Here is a 19,386-nt window from a genome sequence, read left to right as displayed (position 1 = left end):
TGCTGGATGCGGCATATTTTTTGCTTGTAGACCTTGTGCTGCAAGCGCCATGCGCTCATCTTTTTGCCATCACAGGCCTCAAGCCCAAGTCAGTTGGGTTAAGGTGACGCTCAAGCACTTGCCCTGTTGAAACGCTTTTTTCTACTGCGCATGACCTCCTCTGCCCACTCCTACGCCAACTCTGCCGACGTCTCCGACCTCTCCTCGCTACAGGGCCTACGCGAGCAATACCGCGAGGCCAAGGCCCGGCAGATGGACTTGCTGCGCAACCCTACGCTGGGCAGACGCAGCGTGCGCGGAGTGCTGCACCATTTCAGTGAACTCGCCGACGGTCTTCTGCGCACCCTCTGGCAGCGTGCGCAGATGCCGCAAGGCGCGGCGCTGCTGGCCGTGGGGGGGTATGGGCGAGCCCAGCTCTTTCCCTACTCGGACATCGATGTGCTGGTGCTGCTGCCCCAAAGCAGTGCACAGCCGGCTGCGGAACTGGCGGCCAGCATCGAGCAGTTCATCAGCAGTTGCTGGGATGTCGGCCTGGAAATCGGCTCCAGCGTGCGCAGCATTGCCGAATGCCTGCAGGAGGCCGCGCAGGACCTGACGGTACAGACCGCCATGCTGGAGTCACGCCGCATCACCGGCAGCAAGGCCTTGTTTGCCGACTTCGAGCAGGCGTTTCGCGCGCAACTTGATCCCAAGGCTTTTGTCGAAGGCAAGCTGCTGGAAATGCGCCAGCGCCACGCCAAATACGACTTCACGCCCTATTCGCTGGAGCCCAACTGCAAGGAATCGCCCGGCGGGCTGCGCGATCTGCACACCATGCTCTGGCTGGCCAAGGCCGCAGGCTTCGGCAACAGCTGGCATGAGCTGGCCGAGCAAGACCTGATCACCCATTTCGAGGTCCAGCAGCTCGAATCCAACGAATCCCTGCTCAGCCTGATCCGTGCCCGCCTGCACGCCACCGCCGGTCGCCATGAGGACCGGCTGGTCTTTGACCTGCAGACCGCCGTGGCCGAAGCCTTCGGCTATCGCTCCACCACGCCGGAGGGGCGCAAGCTGGCCATGCGCGCTGGCGAGACCCTGATGCGCCACTATTACTGGGCCGCCAAGGCGGTGACCCAGCTGTGCCAGATCGTGCGCATGAGCATCGAGGAGCGCCTGAACCCCGGCTCACACGAACTGATTCCGCTCAATGATCGGTTTTGCGAGAAGGCCGGCACCATCGAAGTGGTCAGCGACGATCTGTACGAGCGCGATCCGCATGCCATTCTCGAAACCTTTCTCATGTACGAGCAACATGAAGGATTGACGGGTCTGTCGACGCGCACCCTGAGAGCGCTGTATGCCAGCCGCGATGTGATGGACAGTGCTTTCCGTCGCGACCCGGTCAATCGCGCCACCTTCATGAAAATCCTGCAGCAGCCGCGCGGTATCACCCACGCCATCCGGTTGATGAATCAGACCTCGGTACTGGGCCGCTATCTCTGGCCCTTCCGACGCATCGTGGGACAGATGCAGCATGATCTGTTCCACGTCTACACCGTGGACCAGCATATCCTGATGGTGCTGCGCAATGTGCGACGCTTCTTCATGGCCGAGCATGCCCATGAGTATCCGTTCTGCTCCCAGCTTGCCGCAGGCTGGGACAAGCCCTGGATTCTGTATCTGGCCGCTATCTTCCACGACATCGGCAAAGGCCGTGGCGGCGATCACTCCGTGATCGGTGCCGTCGAAGTCAAGCGTTTTTGCCGTGCCCACCAGATCGACAAGGCCGATGCGGAGCTGGTCGAGTTTCTGGTGCGCGAGCACCTGACCATGAGCCAGGTGGCCCAGAAGCAGGATCTGTCCGACCCCGATGTGATTCGCGCCTTTGCCGAACGCGTCGGCAACGAGCGCAAGCTCACCGCCTTGTACCTGCTGACGGTGGCCGACATTCGCGGCACCAGCCCCAAGGTCTGGAGCGCCTGGAAAGGCAAGCTGCTGGAAGACACCTACCGCCTGACCCTGCGCGTGCTGGGTGGCCGCGCCCCGGATGCCGCCGCCGAGATCGAAGCCCGCAAGCGTGAGGCGCTGGTGCAGCTGGCCCTGTCCGCCCAACCCTTCGAGTCCCACAAGAAACTCTGGGAGACGCTGGATGTGAGCTACTTCATGCGCCACGAGGCGGCCGACATCGCCTGGCATACCCGCCATCTCTCACGCCATGTGGGCCTGGGCAAGCCTGTGGTGCGCGCCCGGCGGTCGCTGGCCGGCGAAGGCCTGCAAGTGCTGGTCTATGCACCCGACCAGCCCGATCTGTTTGCCCGCATCTGCAGCTACTTCGACCGGGCCGGATTTTCCATCCTCGATGCGCGCGTGCACACGGCCAACAACGATTACGCACTGGACACCTTCCAGGTCATCGCCCCCACCATGCAGGAGCAGTACCGCGAGCTCATGCACATGGTGGAAAGCGATCTGACCCAGACACTGCTGCAGGGCGGCCCGCTGCCCACGCCGTCGCAAAGACGGCTGTCGCGCCGCGTCAAGAGCTTTCCATTCGCTCCGCGCGTCATCCTGCGCCCCGATGAAAAAGCCCAGCACTGGCTGCTGTCCATCTCCGCGTCAGACCGCGCCGGCCTGCTCTACATCATTGCCCGCATCCTGGCCCAACACCATATCAGCGTGCATCTGGCCAAGATCAGCACCCTGGGCGAGCGCGTGGAAGACACCTTCCTCATCGAAGGCCCTGAACTGCAGGACAACAGCAGCCAGTTGCGCATGGAGACCGAGCTGCTCAAGGCCCTGGCCCAGCCCGGTTGAACCAGGCCCGGCAATTCGGGCTTTAGTTTGATGATTCGCTGCCGATAAGCAGTCACCACTACTACGGAAAGCCCATGCAGCTCGCCTCCAATGAAGTTGCGGCATCGCCGCCCACCACACGCAGTGGCCTGTTTCATATGCCGTTGTTTCGGCCCGGCACCGAGGTCACTCAGAATGGCCGACGCGAAATCGTCAGCCATGTCATCTTGCGCAGACGCGAACTGATGGTCTACCTCCGAGGTCACGACGACCCGGTCAAGCCGGATCGCCTGAGCCTTGCCCCCACGGTGTTCACCACCGAACGCCGGCCCGAACCGCTGACCTGGTTTCTTTGACCCGTCAAAGCAAGAAAGCCGCTGAGCTCATGGCATCAGCGGCTTTTTCTATGGAACCCGGCTGTCAGCCCAGCTTGGCCTGCGCATTGGCCATGACCTGGCCCAGCTGCACCGGCGCCGCCGGCTGCCACTGCGGATTGAACTGCAGGCCTGCCGCTTGCGGAAACAGCATGACCACCGTGGAGCCAAGCTGAAAGCGGCCCATCTCCTCGCCGCTGGCCAGCGTCACCGCTTCGGCACCTTCGTAATTCCAGGTCTTGATATGGCCTGGACGCGGAGGATTGATCAGGCCATGCCACACCGTGGCCATGCTGCCCACGATCGTCGCGCCCACCAGCACCAGCACGAAGGGCCCATGATCGGTATCGAACACGCAGACCACGCGCTCGTTGCGCGCAAACAGGCCGGGTACGCCACGGGCAGTCACCGGGTTCACCGAGAACAGATCCCCTGGCACATAGGTCATGCTGCGCAGCTTGCCGGCACAAGGCATATGAATGCGGTGATAGTCGCGCGGACTCAGATAGATCGTGGCAAAGCTGCCGTTGTCAAACTGGCGCGCCAGGGTCGCATCCCCTCCCACCAGGGCAGTCGCACTGTATTGATGCCCCTTGGCTTGAAAGATCTGCTCGCCTTCGATCCTGCCGAACTGGCTGATGGCACCATCTACCGGGCAAATCCAGTCCGCCTGCGCCAGAGGACGAACACCGTCCTTGAGTGCACGTGTGAAAAACGCATTGAAGGTCTTGTAGGCAGCGGGGTCGGGATTGGCCGCTTCGGCCATGTTCACCTGGTAGCGCTGGATAAAGCGACGAATGACCGCCGTCGTCAAGCCGCCGGCCTCGGCTTGCGCCAGTTTTCCCATCAGCGCGGTCAGCGCCTGCTTGGGCAAGAAATATTGGGAAAGTACGGCAAGTCGATCAGACACAATGGAATTTTGCTATCAAAGTTATAGAGCTGTCGAACAGGATTCTAGCCAAGACCACGGCAGCGGCGGCTGTCTTTGAGGGCTACAGACGTTTTCCCCCATCCAGGCCACTGCCCGGGCGCTGCATCTCAATGATGCAGGCATCATGACAAAGACCCATGCAGCCGTCTCATCGCTGCGACGCTTTACCCCTTTATCAGGGCATCAGCGAAGGCGAGACGCTACAATTCCAATGTTTAGCTGAATGCTGTTTCACAGCATGGCTTGATTGGATATCGGCCTTTTGTTCGGTCTGCGCAAACAGCGCAGCGCCCTTGCCACACTGAGGCCTGAGCACTTGTACTGCTCAGGCCTTTTCCGTGGTGATGACGAGCAAGCGCCGCAACTGACCTTTTCTGAGAGATTGAACAAATGGCCAAGGAAGAACTGATTGAAATGCAAGGCTCCGTGACGGAAGTCCTGCCTGACTCGCGTTTTCGCGTCACGCTGGACAACGGTCACCAACTGATTGCCTACACCGGCGGCAAGATGCGCAAGCACCACATCCGCATTCTGGCCGGCGACAAGGTGTCGCTGGAAATGTCGCCCTATGACCTGACCAAGGGCCGCATCACCTTCCGCCACCTGGCCAACCGCGGCCCGGCTCCCACCACACCTCGCTCCAAATAAATGGCGCCTCGCCATCAAAAATTCGACACTTTCAAAAAAAGAGCATTTTTTTGTAGTTAGAATAGAGGCTTCGGAGCGTAGCGCAGCCTGGTAGCGCATCTGCTTTGGGAGCAGAGGGTCGCGAGTTCGAATCCCGCCGCTCCGACCAAACGATACAAGGCCTTGGATTGAAAAATCCAAGGCCTTTTGTCTTTCCGGCTCCGAATCGAAACACACAATCTCCTGCCCCCCCCCGGATTCAGCGGTATGAAGATATTCGCTGCATGGGCACATCCACACCCGTGCGCACGCATGTCAGCGCCTCGGGCAAGGGCTCGGCAGGACAATCCCGAGACCACAAGCAGATTGCCCCCAGCGGCAGGCCTGCGTCGATCAGCGGCCGATCACCCCGGCCAGCCATCGCAGCCAGCGCCGCTGCGCCTCAGAAGGCTTCCCAGTCACACCCCTCCATTGCAGCCGCCGCTTGCTTTGCTGGGTTCCAGCGAGGCTGCCGGGGCAGCGCAAAGCAGTGACAGCAGTCGCCTGGGGTGCAGGCTTCTCCGCAGGTCCGGGCATCCTCGAAGACACCCTGCCGCCCGCCTGCGTCGCCGGCACCCTGCTTGCGACCTGAAGCTGGGTCATTGACTCAAGATCAGACAATTTGAATACGGCAAGGACTGCACCTGATTGCTCAGACTGCCGGCGGCCGCAGCCATTTCCACCACCAGTGCTGCGTTCTGTCGCGTGGTCTGGTCCATCGGCGTAACGGCCTCACCGATCTGCGACACACCCGAGCTCTGCTCGGGGCCGGCTGCACTGATCTCGCCCATGATATCGGTCACGCAGCGGATGGCCGCCACCACTTCGGTCATCGTGCTACCTACCTTGTCCACCAGGTGCGCACTGTGCTCCACATGCTCCACGCTGCTCGTAATCAAGGCCTTGATTTCCTTGGCCGCTTCGGCCGAGCGCCCCGCCAGCGCTCTGACTTCGCTCGCCACCACGGCAAAGCCACGGCCTTGCTCGCCTGCACGAGCAGCCTCCACTACCGCACTCAAGACCAGGATATTGGCCTGGAAGGCAATGCCATCGATGATATCTGCCATCCTGCGGCTGCTTTCATTGATGCTCCCCACTTCGACGACTGCCTCGCCGCCTTGGGCTACCACGGCGGATGCGCTCACCGCCACCTGGTTGGCCTGGCGCGCATTGTCTGCGTTCTGTTTGACCGTCGAGCTCAATTGCTCCATGGACGCTGCCGTTTCCTCCAGCGCACCGGCCTGCTCTTCGGGGCGATCCGACAGATCGTGATTTCCGGCAGCGATCTGGGCGCTTGCCGATGCCACGCCCTGGGCATTGTTACGCACGACGATCACCGCGTCTTGACCAGGCTTTGCTGCATGCGCTTGAGCGTGCCCAGCAACTGCCACATCTCGTCCTTGGAGTTCACAGCGATATCGCTGCTTAGATCGCCCGCAGCCACGCGATCAGCCACAGCCACGGCTTGCGTGATGCACACGAGAGAGTCTGCATTCGGCACTGCATTGATGCCAATGCCTGTGGTTTACACGGAACCAAGCGATCTGCGGCGACCCCGGAGACAGCTTCCCGCCACGGCATGGCATGGCATGGCATGCATTCAAACAAATCAGTACGGACAGTCTGGCGCGATTGCGATTGCGATTGCAGGACTTGAGAAGCAGGCCTCCATGGAGGGCGGCGGAAATGGTGCTTCAAGCCAGCCAGCACTCTCCGCGCTCATACCGGGCCCAAAAACAAAAATGCCTCACAAGAAAACCTGTGAGGCATTTTTTAAACTGGGGTGGCTGATGGGACTCGAACCCACGACAACAGGAATCACAATCCTGGACTCTACCAACTGAGCTACAGCCACCGTAGAAGTCTCTATTGTACTTCAGATTTTGAGCCTCAAATCAAATTTGTGAGCATCAAACGCTGAACTAGCAATGATTTCAAGGCATATGCCTCTCATCAAATAAAAACGCTCTGCGCTGCAGAGCGTTTTTTCAAATCTGGGGTGGCTGATGGGACTCGAACCCACGACAACAGGAATCACAATCCTGGACTCTACCAACTGAGCTACAGCCACCGTAGAAGCATCTATTGTAATGCATAAATCAGGCAGCAAATGAACTTGCGCCTGATTTAAATGCCTTACTGAGGACGCGGCACCTTGATCTGGACCTTGAAGATCTTCTTCAGCTGATCATAGTAGGCCATGACTTCGGCCATGGAAGCCCACTGCGTGAACTGCGCCTTCTGCTGCTCCAGAACCTGGGCATCTTGCGCAGGACGCTGGGCAATGCGATTGACCTTGATCACGGCATAACCGGCATTGCCAAGATCGACACCTTCCCATGCAGGCAGGGCGTTGGTGGGAGCACGCAGTGCCGCATCCAGCACTTCACGCGGCAAGTCCTTGGCCTGATCGCGGCCCACTTCGACCGCCGCAGGCAGCTGGGCGGTTCCGGGCTTGGCCTTCCACTCGGCCATCTTGGCCTGGCCCTCTTGCTTGGCCAGCTCTGCAGATTGATGTGCGACGTAGAGCTGCTTGAGCTTGGCGCCCACCTCATCCATGGACTGAATGTGGGCAGGAGCGTAGCTCAGCACCCGGCCGGCCACCAGATTGCTGGGAGCCAGCTCCACCGCATCGGTATTGCGCTTGTTTTCCAGAGAGTCAGCGGAGAACAGTGCCTCCAGGAAACGCTTGCTGGCCAGAGGACCTTGCGCACCGGGGGCAGGCTCGCGCGTCACGTTCTCGGCCTTTTGAATGCTCAGCTTGAACTTCTCGGCCACCGGCTGCAGGCTTTCAGACTGCTCGTAGACAGCGTTGGAGAAGGCCTCGGCCACCTCCGCAAACTTGCGCTGGGCCTGCTGTTGCTTGAGGTCTGCTTCCAGCTTGGGGCGCATTTCCTCGAACGTGGGCACCTTGGGCTGCTTGATGCCGGTCAGCTCGATGATGTGAAAGCCAAAGTCGGACTCGACCACATCGCTGATGTCGCCCTGCTTCATCTTGAAAACGGCTTCTTCAAAGGGCTTGACCATGGCATCGCGGCCGAAGTAGCCCAGATCACCACCATTGGCAGCAGAGCCTGGGTCCTGCGAATTGGCCTTGGCCACCTGGGCAAAGCTCTTGGGATCCTTGCGCACCTGGGCCAGCAGCTGCTCTGCCTTGGCCTTGGCCTTTTCACGCTCTGCGGCGGGAAGATCCTTGGCCGCATTGATCAGGATGTGGCTGGCGCGACGCTCTTCTGGGCCGGCAAGACGGGCCGCATTTTCCTTGTAATAGGTGCGCAGATCGTCTTCGCTCAGAACAATGCTCTTCTCTACCGTCGCCAGGTCCAGTTGCACATATTCCACGGTGGCGGCCTCTGGCTGCTTGAACTGGCTGGTGTGCGATTCATAGAAAGCCTTGAGTTCGGCTTCCGTGGGCTGCACCTTGCCCGCGAAGGCGCTGGCATCAAAACGGGCAACCTGAATTTCGCGGCGCTGATACAGCGCGTCCATGGCCTGCTGCAGCTGTGCAGCAGTCGTGAAGCTGGTCGAGGACACGGCACCCAGCACCTGATTCAGAGCCAGTTCGCGGCGCAGATTGGCTTCAAATCCTTCGGGAGTCATGCCCTGCGAGCCCACCAGAGCCTTGTAGGCTTCGGCATCCAGCGAGCCATCGGGCTTTTGCAGGGAGGCAATCGCGGGAATTTCACGCAAGGTGCGCACCAGTTGTGCATCGGGCGTTGTCAGGTGCATCTTGGTGGCAGCAGCCGCCAGCACGCGATCACGCACCAGCTTCTCCAGCGTGGCATAGCGCGCCTCCGGAGAATCGAGCAACTTGGCATCCATGGACGGGTTCTGCGCACGCAGGCGATCACTTTCAGCCCGGTGAGCGTTGTCCCAGTCCTGCTGGGTGATGTCATGCCCATCCACACGAGCCACAGTCTGGCTGGACTCGGTGAAGTAGTTCTGGTTGACCCCGACAAAAATGAAAGAGGGAATGATCAGCAAGAACAACAAGATCATCACGAACTTGGAATGCTTGCGGATGGATTCGAACATGGTCAATCTTTCTGCGGCAGCAAAAATAAAGGCGAACTTGCGTTCGCCTCATTAACAATGGTGAAAGCCGTGCGACCCGCTTGCGCCACCGACCGGGCCTCTACAGGGCACTGATGCTCTACAGAACTGCCATCCAACCTCCACCAACAGGGTTAGGCTAATCCTGTCCATTCTAACTGCCAGCTTTTCCATTGCCGCTGTAGAGCCAGTGCATCTTGCGCAGAAATACCCTGAACAATCGTCATCTGCCGGCAGCAGCAGCGCCAAAACGCAAAAACGGCTTAGAGCATGTCATGAACTTGCGTTCAAGGCAGGCGGTAGCTGAGGTAGAGTGCTGCAGTGCCCCGCAAATCCTACCCAACAGAGGTCAGCGATGAAGAATGGAGCTTTGCTGCCTCTTATCTGACGCTCATGGACCCGCAAGCGCCGCAGCGCGAGCATGACCTGCGCGAGGTCTTCAATGCGCTGCGTTGGCTGATACGTGCAGGAGCGCCTTGGCGGCTGCTGCCCAATGACCTGCCGCCATGGGAGGCGGTCTACCAGCAAAGCCGGCGCTGGCTGGATGCGGGCGGTTTTGAGGCGATGGTGTCAGACTTGCGCGCCATCATCCGTGTGACCCAAGGGCGCCAAGGGTAGCCCAGTGCCGTGGTGATGGATGGGCGCACATTGCAGTCCAGCTGCGAGAGTGGCCCGAGGGCGGGCTACGACGGCTGCAAGCGCCGCCGCGGCAGCAAGGTGCAGATGGCCGTGGATACCCTGGGCCATCTGCTTGCCGTGCATGCCACGCCAGCCGACGAGCAGGAACGGGCGCAGGTACGCACCCTGTGCAAGCAAGTGCAGCAGGCCACGGGCCACACGGTAGAGGTGGCCTGGGCAGACCAGGGCTATACGGGCAAGCAAGCCCGCGAAGCAGCCCAGGACAACGGGATGGATCTACAGATCGTGAAGCTGCCCGAGGCCAAGAAAGGCTTTGTGCTGTTGCCCAGACGCTGGGTGGTGGAGCGCAGCTTTGGCTGGCTGGCGAGGTTCCGCCGGCTCTCGCGGGACTATGAGCGGCTGCCCAAGGTGCTGAGCGGGCTGCACTTTCTGGTCTTTGCCGTGCTCATGCTACCGGCCGCTGCTCAGGTGCTGGTTTCAGCTGGAAGTTCATAACACGCTCTAGGCTTGCGCATCGCTTTGGCGCAATGCGCGCTGCCCGTGCAGGCATCATCACTGCATTTGCCGCTGGTGCGGCCCTGCTGGTAGCCCCAGAGCAGGTGTACTACTTTTCGGCGGCCTTGACAGTGTTTCTGATTGGAATGGGCCTGATCAATCCCTTGGGAACTGCCGTGACCCTGCAGCCGTTTGGCCAAAATGCTGGGGCAGCCTCTGCTTTGCTGGGCTTCCTCCAAATGGGCTGCGCTGCTATCTCCATCGCGATCACCTCCGCACTGCCGCTTTCGCCCTACTTGGCATTCAGCGCTGTCATCGCCACCAGCTTGCTGATGGCGATGGTGACGTTTGGGGCCGCAGTAAAGCGCTGAACGTTAAAGCTCAGGCCACATCAGATTGAGTAGCGTGAGCCGCTGCGGGAGGCGGTACGCCTTCTTGCTCCGCCAACGCGCCAAGGATCTTGTCCCGACACACAGTCAAGATTTCGTCGGCAAGTGGCGAATCATCGGGACAGGCCCTTGACATGACCAGGGCCCCGACGATATGCGCAAAGGTGTCGATGGACCTGGCCCGTGCCCCATCATTTTCTGCTCGCTCCGAGGTCGGACATTCCTTCTCAAGGGCGTGCAGCAAGCTTTCGATGCCTGCAGCAAATGTCGTCTTGACCTCTTGCGTCTGACGCGCTGCATCGGAGCCCAGAGCGGCCATAGTGCAGCCTGCCGCCCGATTGTCACGATGCTCGCGAGACAGATAGCTGCGCACAAAAGTCGGCAGGTCAATGCCTTTCGTCAACTCTACGGTCTGCTCTATTCCGCAAGCAGCAGATTCAGCCATCAAGTCCGTCTTGGAGCGGAATTGCTTGTAGAAGCCGCCTTGCGTAAACCCCGCTGCCGCCATCAAGTCGACCACACCCACGCCATCGTATCCACGCTCGCGAAACAGCGCTGATGCCGTTTTCACGACATGTGCTCGGTTTGCCTGTGCCTGTGCTTTGGTGAGCTTCATTTTTCTACCGTGGAGTGTCTCTGTGCCTGCGGAGCCTCTACTATATATTGATTACGATCGTAATTAAAGTGTTGACTTTTTAGATTACAACCATCATCATTGAGTCTTCTAGAACATTGCTGTGGATGCAAAATGACTGAGAAGACGCTTTTTCAACCCTATGTCTTGGGTGATCTGGTACTTGCCAATCGCGTTGTGATGGGACCGCTAACCCGCAACCGCGCCGGTTCTGGCTTGGTGCCTAATGAACTTGCGGCCACCTACTATGCACAGCGCGCCTCGGCTGGCTTGATCATTTCGGAAGCGACTCAGGTCTCCGCACAGGCGCAGGGCTACCAAGACACCCCCGGTCTCTACACAGCCGAGCAGGTCGCTGGATGGCGCAAGGTCACCGAAGCGGTACACGCCAAGGGCGGAAAGATCTTTGTGCAACTGTGGCATGTGGGTCGCGTGTCCCATGTGTCCGTGCAGCCGGATGGCGCAGCGCCTGTAGCCCCCTCTGCCATCCGAGCACAAACCAAGACCTTCGTGAACAATGGCTTTGCGGAAGTATCTGAGCCCCGCGCTCTTGGCCTAGATGAGATCCCAGGCATCGTGGAGAGCTTCCGCCAAGCTGCCGCCAATGCCATGAGTGCCGGCTTCGATGGCGTGGAGGTGCATGGTGCCAACGGCTACCTGCTGGAGCAATTCATCAAGGATGGAGCCAACCAACGCGCGGACGCATACGGCGGCTCAGTGGAAAACCGTGCACGACTGTTGCTAGAGGTGACCGCTGCCGTTGCCCAGGAAATTGGACCTGAGCGCACCGGCGTACGCATTTCCCCGGTCTCGCCCGCCAATGGCATCTCTATCAGCGAGCCGCAGCCTCAGTACAACTACATCGCGGAGCAACTCAGTGCCCTTGGCATTGTCTATCTGCATGTCGTCGAAGGCGCGACAGGGGGGCCTCGCGATGTCGCTCATTTTGACTATGACGCGCTGCGTGCTCGCTTCAAGCAAACCTACATCGCCAACAACGGCTACACCCGCAAGTTAGCAGAAGCTCGACTGCAGGAAGGAAAGCTCGATTTGGTCGCCTTTGGTCACGCCTTCATTGCCAACCCAGACTTGGTCGAGCGCTTGAAGGCCGATGCGTCTCTGGCTCAAATGGATATGGCCACGCTCTACGGCGGTGGCGCCGCAGGCTACACCGACTATCCCCCGCTCGCTGCCTGATCACCAGTGCCTCCAACAGGAGACCGCTCTGTTCCTCGATGGACAACAGACCACCGGACCGCGCGTCTACCCCTTGATCTTTCCAAACCACTTCTGAATATAAAACTATGACTAATCTGCCTACAGCCTTGATCACCGGTGCATCTTCCGGGATCGGGGCCACCTACGCTGAACGCTTTGCCCGCCGTGGCCACAACCTCGTCATGGTTGCCCGCGATAAAGCTCGCATGGACCTCCTAGCCTCCCGCTTGCGCGAAGAGACCAAGGTCACCATAGACGTGATTCAAGCCGACCTTACACAGCAGGAAGACCTGGCTGAGATCGAGTCTCGTCTGCGCGAAGACACGTCGATCGGGATTCTGATCAACAACGCTGGCATGGGCCAGTCCGGAGCCTTCATCCAACAGAACGCGCAGAGCATTGACCGTCTGGTAATGCTCAACACCACGGCGCCCACGCGCCTCGCTGCAGCAGTCGCTGCGCGCTTTGCTCAGGAAGGCAAGGGCTCCATCGTCAACATCGGCTCGGTTGTTGGCTTTGCTCCCGAGCTAGGCATGACTATTTATGGTGCGACCAAGGCATTTGTACTGTTTCTCTCACAAGGCCTGAATTTGGAACTAGGGTCCAAGGGAATCTATGTGCAAGCCGTACTGCCTGCTGCAACCCGCACGGAAATTTGGAGCCGCGCTGGCATGGATATCAACTCTCTGCCAGAGGTGATGGATGTCAACGAACTGGTTGATGCTGCACTCGTAGGCTTTGATCGCAAGGAGCTGGTGACGATTCCGCCCCTACATGTCGCAGAGCGTTGGGACGAGCTGGAGCAGGCGCGACAAGGACTGATGTCCGAAATCCGTCAAGCGCATGCCGCTGAGCGCTACCTGCCGCAGGCCTGAGCGTTTTGACCATCTAACGGAGACGATATGTTCTACGAGTCCAAAGTGCGAGCGTACTGGCTCGCAGCGCTTGCAACGCTGTTTCTGCCATACGCATCGGCCGCAGATTTGGCCACATCAAGCAATATGGAGATCAAGAGCAACGGCACTCCTGCAACGCAGTGGAAGAATGTTCCGACCCAAGTGGTTTCCGCGGACGACGTGGACTACGCCTACCGCGAGCTGGGCCGGGAGAACGGCGGAACGCCTGTAATACTCCTCGTGCATCTAGCTGCGGTCCTGGACAACTGGGACCCCCGTGTCGTAGACGGCCTTGCCGCAAAGCATCACGTCATCGCGTTCGACAATCGGGGGGTAGGCGCATCCACGGGGTCAGCTGCCAACTCGATTGAGCAGATGGCCGATGACGCTACTACCTTTATCAAGGCCAAGGGGTTTCAACAGGTCGATCTTTTGGGCTTCTCCATGGGCGGGATGATCGCCCAGGAGATCGTCCTCAAGCAGCCACAGCTGGTGCGCAAGCTGATTCTGGCGGGCACAGGTCCTGCAGGTGGCCCAGGCATCAGTTCGGTGGCAGGCGTTGCGAACTATGACCTCTTGCGTGCGATCTTCAGCGGCCAAGACCCCAAGCAGTTCCTGTTCTTCACACGCACGCCGAACGGCATTGCGGCTGGCAAGGCCTTCCTTCAACGATTGCAGGAGCGCTCAGAGAATCGCGACAGGGCTATCAGCTTTGGCGCGTATATGGCGCAGCTGCAGGCGCTCAAGGCTTGGGGCGAAAAACCAGCAGTCGACCTGTCGGTGATCAAGCAGCCAGTGCTTGTGGCAAACGGTGATCACGACCGGATGGTACCCACCAGCAACACCTACGACTTGGCCAAACGCCTGCGCAACAGTGAGCTGGTCATTTATCCCGATGCGGGTCACGGTGGTGTATTCCAGTATCACGAGGACTTTGTGTCCAAGGCTCTTGCCTTCCTCGCACAGTCACAGTAATAGCTGAACAACGGCTCCGGAGCGACACAACAAAGCAGGGGCTGACTATGGGGCGACACAAGGCACTTGCGCATGGCCGCCTTCGTAACACACAAGCAGGAGCATCATGAAAGCCCTCACATTTAATCGCTACGGCAAGACCCCAGAGATCGGCATCACCGAGGTGCCTCGCCCAACGCTTCGACCCGATGAAATGCTGGTTGAGGTGCATGCAGCAGGCTTAAACCCTATCGACAATATGATCACGACGGGAATGTTCAAGCCCGTGCTGAAGTTCCAGCTTCCCGCCGTCATGGGCAGCGACCTGGCCGGAGTGGTGGTTGAAGTGGGCAGCAGTGTTACCCGCTTCAAGCCGGGCGACGAGGTCTTTGCCAGCATCTTTGATCAAGGCACTGGATCACTCGCCGAGTTTGCAGTAGTTCCCCAACATCTGGCTGCACGCAAACCTGCCAATCTCGACTTCGTGCAGGCAGCGTCTGTGCCTATGGTTGGGTTGACTTCCTGGCAAGCTCTGAAAGAACGTGCCAACGTGCAAACAGGCCACAGAGTATTTATCCCTGCAGGCTCGGGCGGTATCGGCACGTTTGCAATTCAGTTGGCCAAGCACCTCGGTGCCTATGTAGCAACGACCACAAGTACCGCCAACGTTGCGCTGGTCAAGAGCCTGGGCGCGGAAGATGTGATTGACTACAAAAAGCAGGAGTTTGAAGAGGTACTGCGAGGATACAACGTGGTATTGGGAACGATCCGCGGGGATGCATTGGAGAAGTCGATTGGCATCCTCAAATCCGGCGGCAAGATAATTTCGCTGATTGGTCCGCTGGACGCTGCATTTGCACAAGCCCGCAAGTTGAACTTCGCTCTCAGACTGATCTTTGGCCTCATGAGCAGAAAGATCATCCGCATGGCAGCAAAGAAGGACGTGGACTACTCGTTTCTATTCGTGCGACCTGACGGCGAGCAGTTGGACGCAATTGGCGCGCTTCTTGACGCCGGTCATATCCATCCGGTTGTAGACAAAGTGTTTCCGTTCGATCAAGCGAAGCAGGCCCTTGAGTACTTGTCCCAAGGACGCGCCAAAGGCAAAGTCGTAGTGCGGATGCAATAGAAACGCATAAAAAACAATGCACTCCATGATGCAAGTCCTAAGGGACATACAGGTAGAGGGAAGATTTTTCGCTAAAGGTAGCCAGCTGCAAGTAATCGAAGCAGGCGATAGCTGCTTGGTACTACCAGACTCCGACGCCCACACTACGCTCTGTGCGGTGCCACGTAAGAACCTCGGCCGTTTGGCACTGTTCCGTTTAATGTTGGTGAACCATCGAGTGGGCCTCATGAGTGAACAGAAACGATGGGGGCTCGACGCGAACGACGTTTGCTCGAGCATTGCAGAATCCGCACCAGACTGCGAGATACTCGAAATCGAAGAAATTTCTTCATGATCGATTCTTCCTAGCCTTTGAATTTACCCTCGGGGGCAGCCAACTAGTACCTCAGCGAGAGGTTTGGTTTGGCGTGGCAATTTGCACAGTTGGAATTCAGGCAAAGCGCCTCGCTAAGTTGGTGTCTGCATCGGCCGACATCAAACAGCCAGAAGTCGATGACGGCTCTCAGCGTGGACCTGCCGTTCGCGGCCACGCGCCGGACGACAGCTTCTGACAGACTGACGACGGCCCGCACCCATTGGCTGCCTATCCTCAACCGGACTCTCAAGGCGCAGCCCCGAATGTCAGCTTTACGGTGCTGCGCCCACAGGTAGCTAGGCCCGGTTTCGGCCATTTGCTGCCGTTCGCGAGTGGCAGGTATATGAAGACGCATGCGCTTGCACTGCAAATACCCTCGACAGTTCGACTGTTCAAGCCAATGATTGAGCCGCGATGGTAGACGCTAGTGCCGCAGTCGCTGCTGCAGCGGGCGCTGGAGCCACAGGCAGGGTCGAAATGGCCGAGTTCGCCGACTCACCTTTGGTCGTAATTCATGAGCTCAGCAAGTCCCTGGGCTCGACTCAATGGAGGCTCGTAGCCCAACTCATGACGAGCCTTGTCGATGTTCAGCGTGACTTCGACAGCCGACGGTGCCAGCGATTGCCGGGTCACTGGCGGACGCCAACGGTTCCCGGTCAGTGAAGCCAAACACTCACCGACACGTGCCACGGCATGCACCACCCAACCGGGAATGGCCTTGTCCGGAGCGCTACGCCCCTGGGTCTGCAGCAGCGCGCTGATGAAGCTGCGGAACTCCACCGGTTCAGCGTCGGAAATGAAGTAACAGGCCCCAGCTTGGCCCTTGAGCAATGCCCGTTCGATACCGTGGGCTAGGTTGGCGATGTGGGTGGTCGAAGTCTGGTAGTGACCGCCATCGATCCAGGCAAACTGCCCGGAATCGACCGCCCGGAGCAGCTGAGGCAATGCCGTGGTGTCATCACGTCCCCAGATGAAGCGGGGTCGCACGATGGTGACATCGATACCCTGGGCGAGCGCGCCCAAGGCCACCTGCTCCGCCTCCGCCTTGGTAGCCGAATAGCCCCCAACAGGACGATTCGGGTAGGGCCGACGCTCATCTGCGTTGACCAGGGGCCGACCATCCAGCAGTACGGACTCCGTGCTGAGATGCACGGCCCGCCGCACGCCCGCCTGAGCGGCAGCGGCGAAGACTGCGCGAGTGCCATCGACGTTGGTGCGACGCTGGGCAGCGTGGGCCGGGCCATGGTCGGTGTTCGCCGCCGCGTGAATGAGCGCCTGGCATCCTTGCATGCCTTCTGCCAGATTTGAAGCGAACAGGTCTCCTTCGAAGGGTGTCGCACCCAGGGCCTGCACGGTACGACGCGCCCCCGGGCTGCGCACGAGAGCGACCACCTCGACCTGCAGACCGACGAAGTGCCGGATCAGGTTTCTACCGACATAGCCACTGCCGCCCGTCAGGAACAGGCGGGTTGGCAACGGCGTGGACAGGGTCGCGGGTAATCCAGAAACAGGTGTAGTCATGGCTTGGTATGGTTCGTATAGGCGTGAAAAGTCAGCAGGCCCGTGCGTCGGCCCGCAGGAATGACGGTCAGCGAGTGCAGAGGAAGGTCAGCGACGACGGCGAGATGCCGTCGCTGGATCGAGCAGAGCGGGCGGATCGACCAAGGCTTCGATCTCGCGCAGCAGCCGATCGCGCTGCGCCGTCGGGAAGGTGTGAAAGTCCAGGCTCTCAAGCAGTTTGAGCCCCTCCAGGGCCAAGTAGGCGATCAGCGCGCTTCGCGGTTGCGCCGCGTCGCGCTGAACCGCCTCGATGACAGCGGCTTGATTGGCCTGCATGCACTCGCGCAGGCCCGCGTCCTGGGCGAGCGCGGCGCACAGGCTCAGCGCCACCGCCCGTTGTGCGGGGGGCAGAGGATCGGCAGCCGCAGCGATGCGCCCGCGAACCACTCGGGCATCGGTATCGCCAAGGCGCTCGGCCGCCGCGGCGTTGAAGTCGTTGTCGCGCGCCAGTGCGCGTCGAACCAGTGCCTCGATCAGTGCCTGCTTGGTCTTGTGGTCGTACACCACGCTGGCCTTGCTGACGCCAGCCTCGGCGGCCACGGACTCGAGCGTCAGCTTCGACGGACCGTCCCGGGCAACGACCGCTTCTGCGGCGTCCAGCAGTTTGTCCGGGTCAATCACGCGCGTTCGTCCCATGCCTGTCCTTTTATTTCCGACCGGATGGATATTAACTCTTTAATACGATGGCCGTCAAGGCGGACGAGGCGCGCATTGCCTTACAGACTCAGAGCGAAATACCCTGGACGGCTACCGCCAGCGGTTCGATCGCTGCCATCTCCTGGTCGTCGAGCGCCATGGTGGCCGCCTCCACGTTTTCCAGTAGGCGTGTCCTGCGACGCGTTCCGGGGATAGGCACGGCGGTCACGTCCAACTGCCTGGCGCGCGTTTGGAGCCAGGCGAGTGCAAGTTGGGCTGTGGAGATGCCCCGCGCCTGCGCCAATTCGTCCAGCGTCGCCACCAGTTGTGCATTCGCCGCCTGGTTTTCCGGTTGGAACCTCGGGAAGTTTCGGCGGAAATCGTCGGCACCCAGCCCCTGACCGAAAGCGGCCCCCGTCAGCAGGCCCCGACTCAAGGGCGCGTAGGGCACGATCGTGACACCCAGTGACGATGCCAGGGGCACGATCTCCTGCTCGATCTGCCGACTGAACACCGACCACTCGGACTGCAGCGCAGCGATGGGGTGGATCGCATGCGCAGCGCGCAGCTCATCGGCGCTGGCCTCGCACAGGCCGAGCGCACGCACCTTGCCGGCCTTCACCAGCTCTTCCATGGCGCCGATCGAGTCCTCCAACGGCACATCCGGCGTGCGGCGGTGCATGTAGTAGAGGTCGATCGTCTCGATTCCGAGGCGCAGAAGCGATTGGTCGACAGCCTGCCGGATGTACTCGGGGCGATTGCTCAGACTCCAGTCATCGGGTTGCTCCACGGAGCGTGTGTAGCCGAACTTGGTGGCGATCACCACGCGCCGCCGATTCGCCTTCACGAAAGGCGCGAGGAACGATTCATTGGCGCCCAGACCGTACATGTCCGCGGTATCGAACAGCGTGACCCCCAAGGCCAGGGCCTGCTCCAGGGTCGCGCTTGCTTCTGACGTGTCCGTGGCACCGTAGAACTCGCTCATGCCCATGCATCCGAGGCCCTGGATGCCCACCAGGGGACCGTCCACACCCAGAGGAACACGCGGCAGTGGTGAGAGAGGAGATGGCATGTCGTTGATTCCAGATAGAAGAAGACGCTGTTATAAGGACGTAGTGCACTACGGGGTCAAGGAGGCCGCATGCTGTTGTCGGAATTCGCGAAAGAGACGGGGCTGTCGCCCGAAACGGTCCGCTTCTACGTGGGCAAGGGCCTGCTGAAGCCCCGGCGCGGCGTGCTCGGCGGCAGCAATCCCTACCAGGTGTTCTCGGCCGACGATGTGACGGCGGTCCGGATGATCCAGCTCCAGAAGTCGCTGGGCTATTCGCTGAGCGAGATCGCCGCGCTCAACCGCGAATATCGGCAGGGGGCGAAGTCAGCGGTGCGTACAGCTCAGGTGCTGCGAGACCAGATCGGCAAGTTGCAGTCGCAGCGCACGGAACTCGATGCAGCCCTGACCTTCCTGACCGAGAAGCTGGCATGGGTCGAGGCCGGCAAGCCCGGCGCCGCACCACAGTTTGCGTGTTGAATCCTGGACATCCGCGGCCTCACTGAGGGCGCTATCTGATCCCCAGGGCTTGACCCGATTTCGTGCCGCGTCGACCAGCCATGGAGGAACAAAAGCGCCCGCCACTGCTGAGCAGGAAGGTGAGCTCGGTCAGGACTCTCACAGGCCGACCCCGGCG

At 60.0% G+C, this 19,386-nt stretch carries 15 protein-coding genes, 3 tRNA genes and 2 pseudogenes; 11 read left to right on the top strand and 9 right to left on the bottom strand.

All coding sequences use genetic code 11. The annotated features are described in order from the left end of the window. Positions 1–150 precede the first annotated feature (150 nt). Complete coding sequence (locus tag FSY59_RS03285) at positions 151–2,793, top strand: [protein-PII] uridylyltransferase (RefSeq protein WP_003056526.1); 2,643 nt, start codon at positions 151–153, stop codon at positions 2,791–2,793. Positions 2,794–2,867: 74 nt separating this feature from the next. Next, the gene (locus tag FSY59_RS03280) at positions 2,868–3,128 is read left to right on the top strand and encodes a hypothetical protein (RefSeq protein ID WP_003056528.1); all 261 of its coding nucleotides are present in this window, start codon (positions 2,868–2,870) and stop codon (positions 3,126–3,128) included. 64 nt (positions 3,129–3,192) lie between these two features. Here FSY59_RS03280 and asd read toward each other — a convergent pair whose 3' ends face one another. After that, complete coding sequence (gene asd / locus FSY59_RS03275) at positions 3,193–4,056, bottom strand: archaetidylserine decarboxylase (protein WP_019043497.1); 864 nt, start codon at positions 4,054–4,056, stop codon at positions 3,193–3,195. A 411-nt stretch (positions 4,057–4,467) separates the two neighbouring features. On the opposite strand from asd, the gene infA reads away from it, so the two are divergent. Together infA and FSY59_RS03265 are read left to right on the top strand one after the other, a co-directional pair. Next, on the top strand, positions 4,468–4,725 hold the full coding sequence (infA, locus tag FSY59_RS03270; RefSeq protein ID WP_003056533.1) for a translation initiation factor IF-1: 258 nt from the start codon (positions 4,468–4,470) through the stop codon (positions 4,723–4,725). Positions 4,726–4,796: 71 nt separating this feature from the next. Then, positions 4,797–4,873: transfer RNA gene (locus tag FSY59_RS03265), tRNA-Pro, on the top strand. 469 nt (positions 4,874–5,342) lie between these two features. Here FSY59_RS03265 and FSY59_RS03260 read toward each other — a convergent pair. The 4 genes and pseudogenes from FSY59_RS03260 to FSY59_RS03245 all read right to left on the bottom strand — a co-directional run. Continuing rightward, positions 5,343–6,217 (bottom strand): annotated as a pseudogene (locus FSY59_RS03260) (methyl-accepting chemotaxis protein); the annotation flags it as partial. Positions 6,218–6,522: 305 nt separating this feature from the next. After that, positions 6,523–6,598: transfer RNA gene (locus FSY59_RS03255), tRNA-His, on the bottom strand. A 140-nt stretch (positions 6,599–6,738) separates the two neighbouring features. Then, positions 6,739–6,814 (bottom strand) — tRNA-His (locus tag FSY59_RS03250). Between the two features lie 65 nt (positions 6,815–6,879). Further along, positions 6,880–8,778, bottom strand: coding sequence for a SurA N-terminal domain-containing protein (locus tag FSY59_RS03245; RefSeq protein WP_003056538.1), 1,899 nt, complete (start codon positions 8,776–8,778; stop codon positions 6,880–6,882). Between the two features lie 339 nt (positions 8,779–9,117). Here FSY59_RS03245 and FSY59_RS03240 point away from each other — a divergent pair. Continuing rightward, positions 9,118–9,930: pseudogene (locus tag FSY59_RS03240) on the top strand (IS5 family transposase). 32 nt (positions 9,931–9,962) lie between these two features. After that, a complete protein-coding gene (locus FSY59_RS03235; RefSeq protein WP_255439129.1) occupies positions 9,963–10,301 on the top strand; it encodes a hypothetical protein in 339 nt (112 codons plus the stop codon). Positions 10,302–10,311: 10 nt separating this feature from the next. Here FSY59_RS03235 and FSY59_RS03230 read toward each other — a convergent pair whose 3' ends face one another. Next, positions 10,312–10,935, bottom strand: coding sequence for a TetR/AcrR family transcriptional regulator (locus FSY59_RS03230; protein ID WP_148728448.1), 624 nt, complete (start codon positions 10,933–10,935; stop codon positions 10,312–10,314). Positions 10,936–11,067: 132 nt separating this feature from the next. On the opposite strand from FSY59_RS03230, the gene FSY59_RS03225 reads away from it, so the two are divergent. The 4 genes from FSY59_RS03225 (at position 11,068) to FSY59_RS03210 (ending at position 15,150) form a co-directional block, all read left to right on the top strand. Further along, complete coding sequence (locus FSY59_RS03225; protein WP_003056548.1) at positions 11,068–12,150, top strand: alkene reductase; 1,083 nt, start codon at positions 11,068–11,070, stop codon at positions 12,148–12,150. Positions 12,151–12,257: 107 nt separating this feature from the next. Further along, complete coding sequence (locus FSY59_RS03220) at positions 12,258–13,046, top strand: SDR family oxidoreductase (protein ID WP_003056551.1); 789 nt, start codon at positions 12,258–12,260, stop codon at positions 13,044–13,046. A 27-nt stretch (positions 13,047–13,073) separates the two neighbouring features. After that, positions 13,074–14,042, top strand: a complete 969-nt coding sequence (locus FSY59_RS03215; RefSeq protein WP_148728447.1) for an alpha/beta fold hydrolase — start codon at positions 13,074–13,076, stop codon at positions 14,040–14,042. Positions 14,043–14,148: 106 nt separating this feature from the next. Continuing rightward, entirely contained in the window at positions 14,149–15,150 is a 1,002-nt protein-coding gene (locus FSY59_RS03210) for an NADP-dependent oxidoreductase (RefSeq protein ID WP_148728446.1), read from the top strand. Between the two features lie 850 nt (positions 15,151–16,000). Here FSY59_RS03210 and FSY59_RS03200 read toward each other — a convergent pair. From FSY59_RS03200 to FSY59_RS03190, 3 genes are all read right to left on the bottom strand, one after another. Then, a complete protein-coding gene (locus FSY59_RS03200) occupies positions 16,001–17,026 on the bottom strand; it encodes an NAD-dependent epimerase/dehydratase family protein (protein ID WP_003056560.1) in 1,026 nt (341 codons plus the stop codon). 87 nt (positions 17,027–17,113) lie between these two features. After that, a complete protein-coding gene (locus tag FSY59_RS03195) occupies positions 17,114–17,701 on the bottom strand; it encodes a TetR/AcrR family transcriptional regulator (protein ID WP_003056562.1) in 588 nt (195 codons plus the stop codon). 88 nt (positions 17,702–17,789) lie between these two features. Continuing rightward, entirely contained in the window at positions 17,790–18,773 is a 984-nt protein-coding gene (locus FSY59_RS03190) for an aldo/keto reductase (RefSeq protein ID WP_148728445.1), read from the bottom strand. A gap of 69 nt (positions 18,774–18,842) precedes the next feature. On the opposite strand from FSY59_RS03190, the gene FSY59_RS03185 reads away from it, so the two are divergent. Next, positions 18,843–19,229: a MerR family transcriptional regulator gene (locus FSY59_RS03185; RefSeq protein ID WP_003056570.1), complete on the top strand. Its 387-nt coding sequence runs from the start codon at positions 18,843–18,845 to the stop codon at positions 19,227–19,229. Positions 19,230–19,386: the final 157 nt, after the last annotated feature.

Source organism: Comamonas sp. Z3 (assembly GCF_008121565.1).
GTDB lineage: Bacteria > Pseudomonadota > Gammaproteobacteria > Burkholderiales > Burkholderiaceae_C > Comamonas > Comamonas brasiliensis.
The sequence above is the reverse complement of the archived record's forward strand: the minus strand, read 5'-3'. Positions and strand labels throughout refer to the sequence as shown.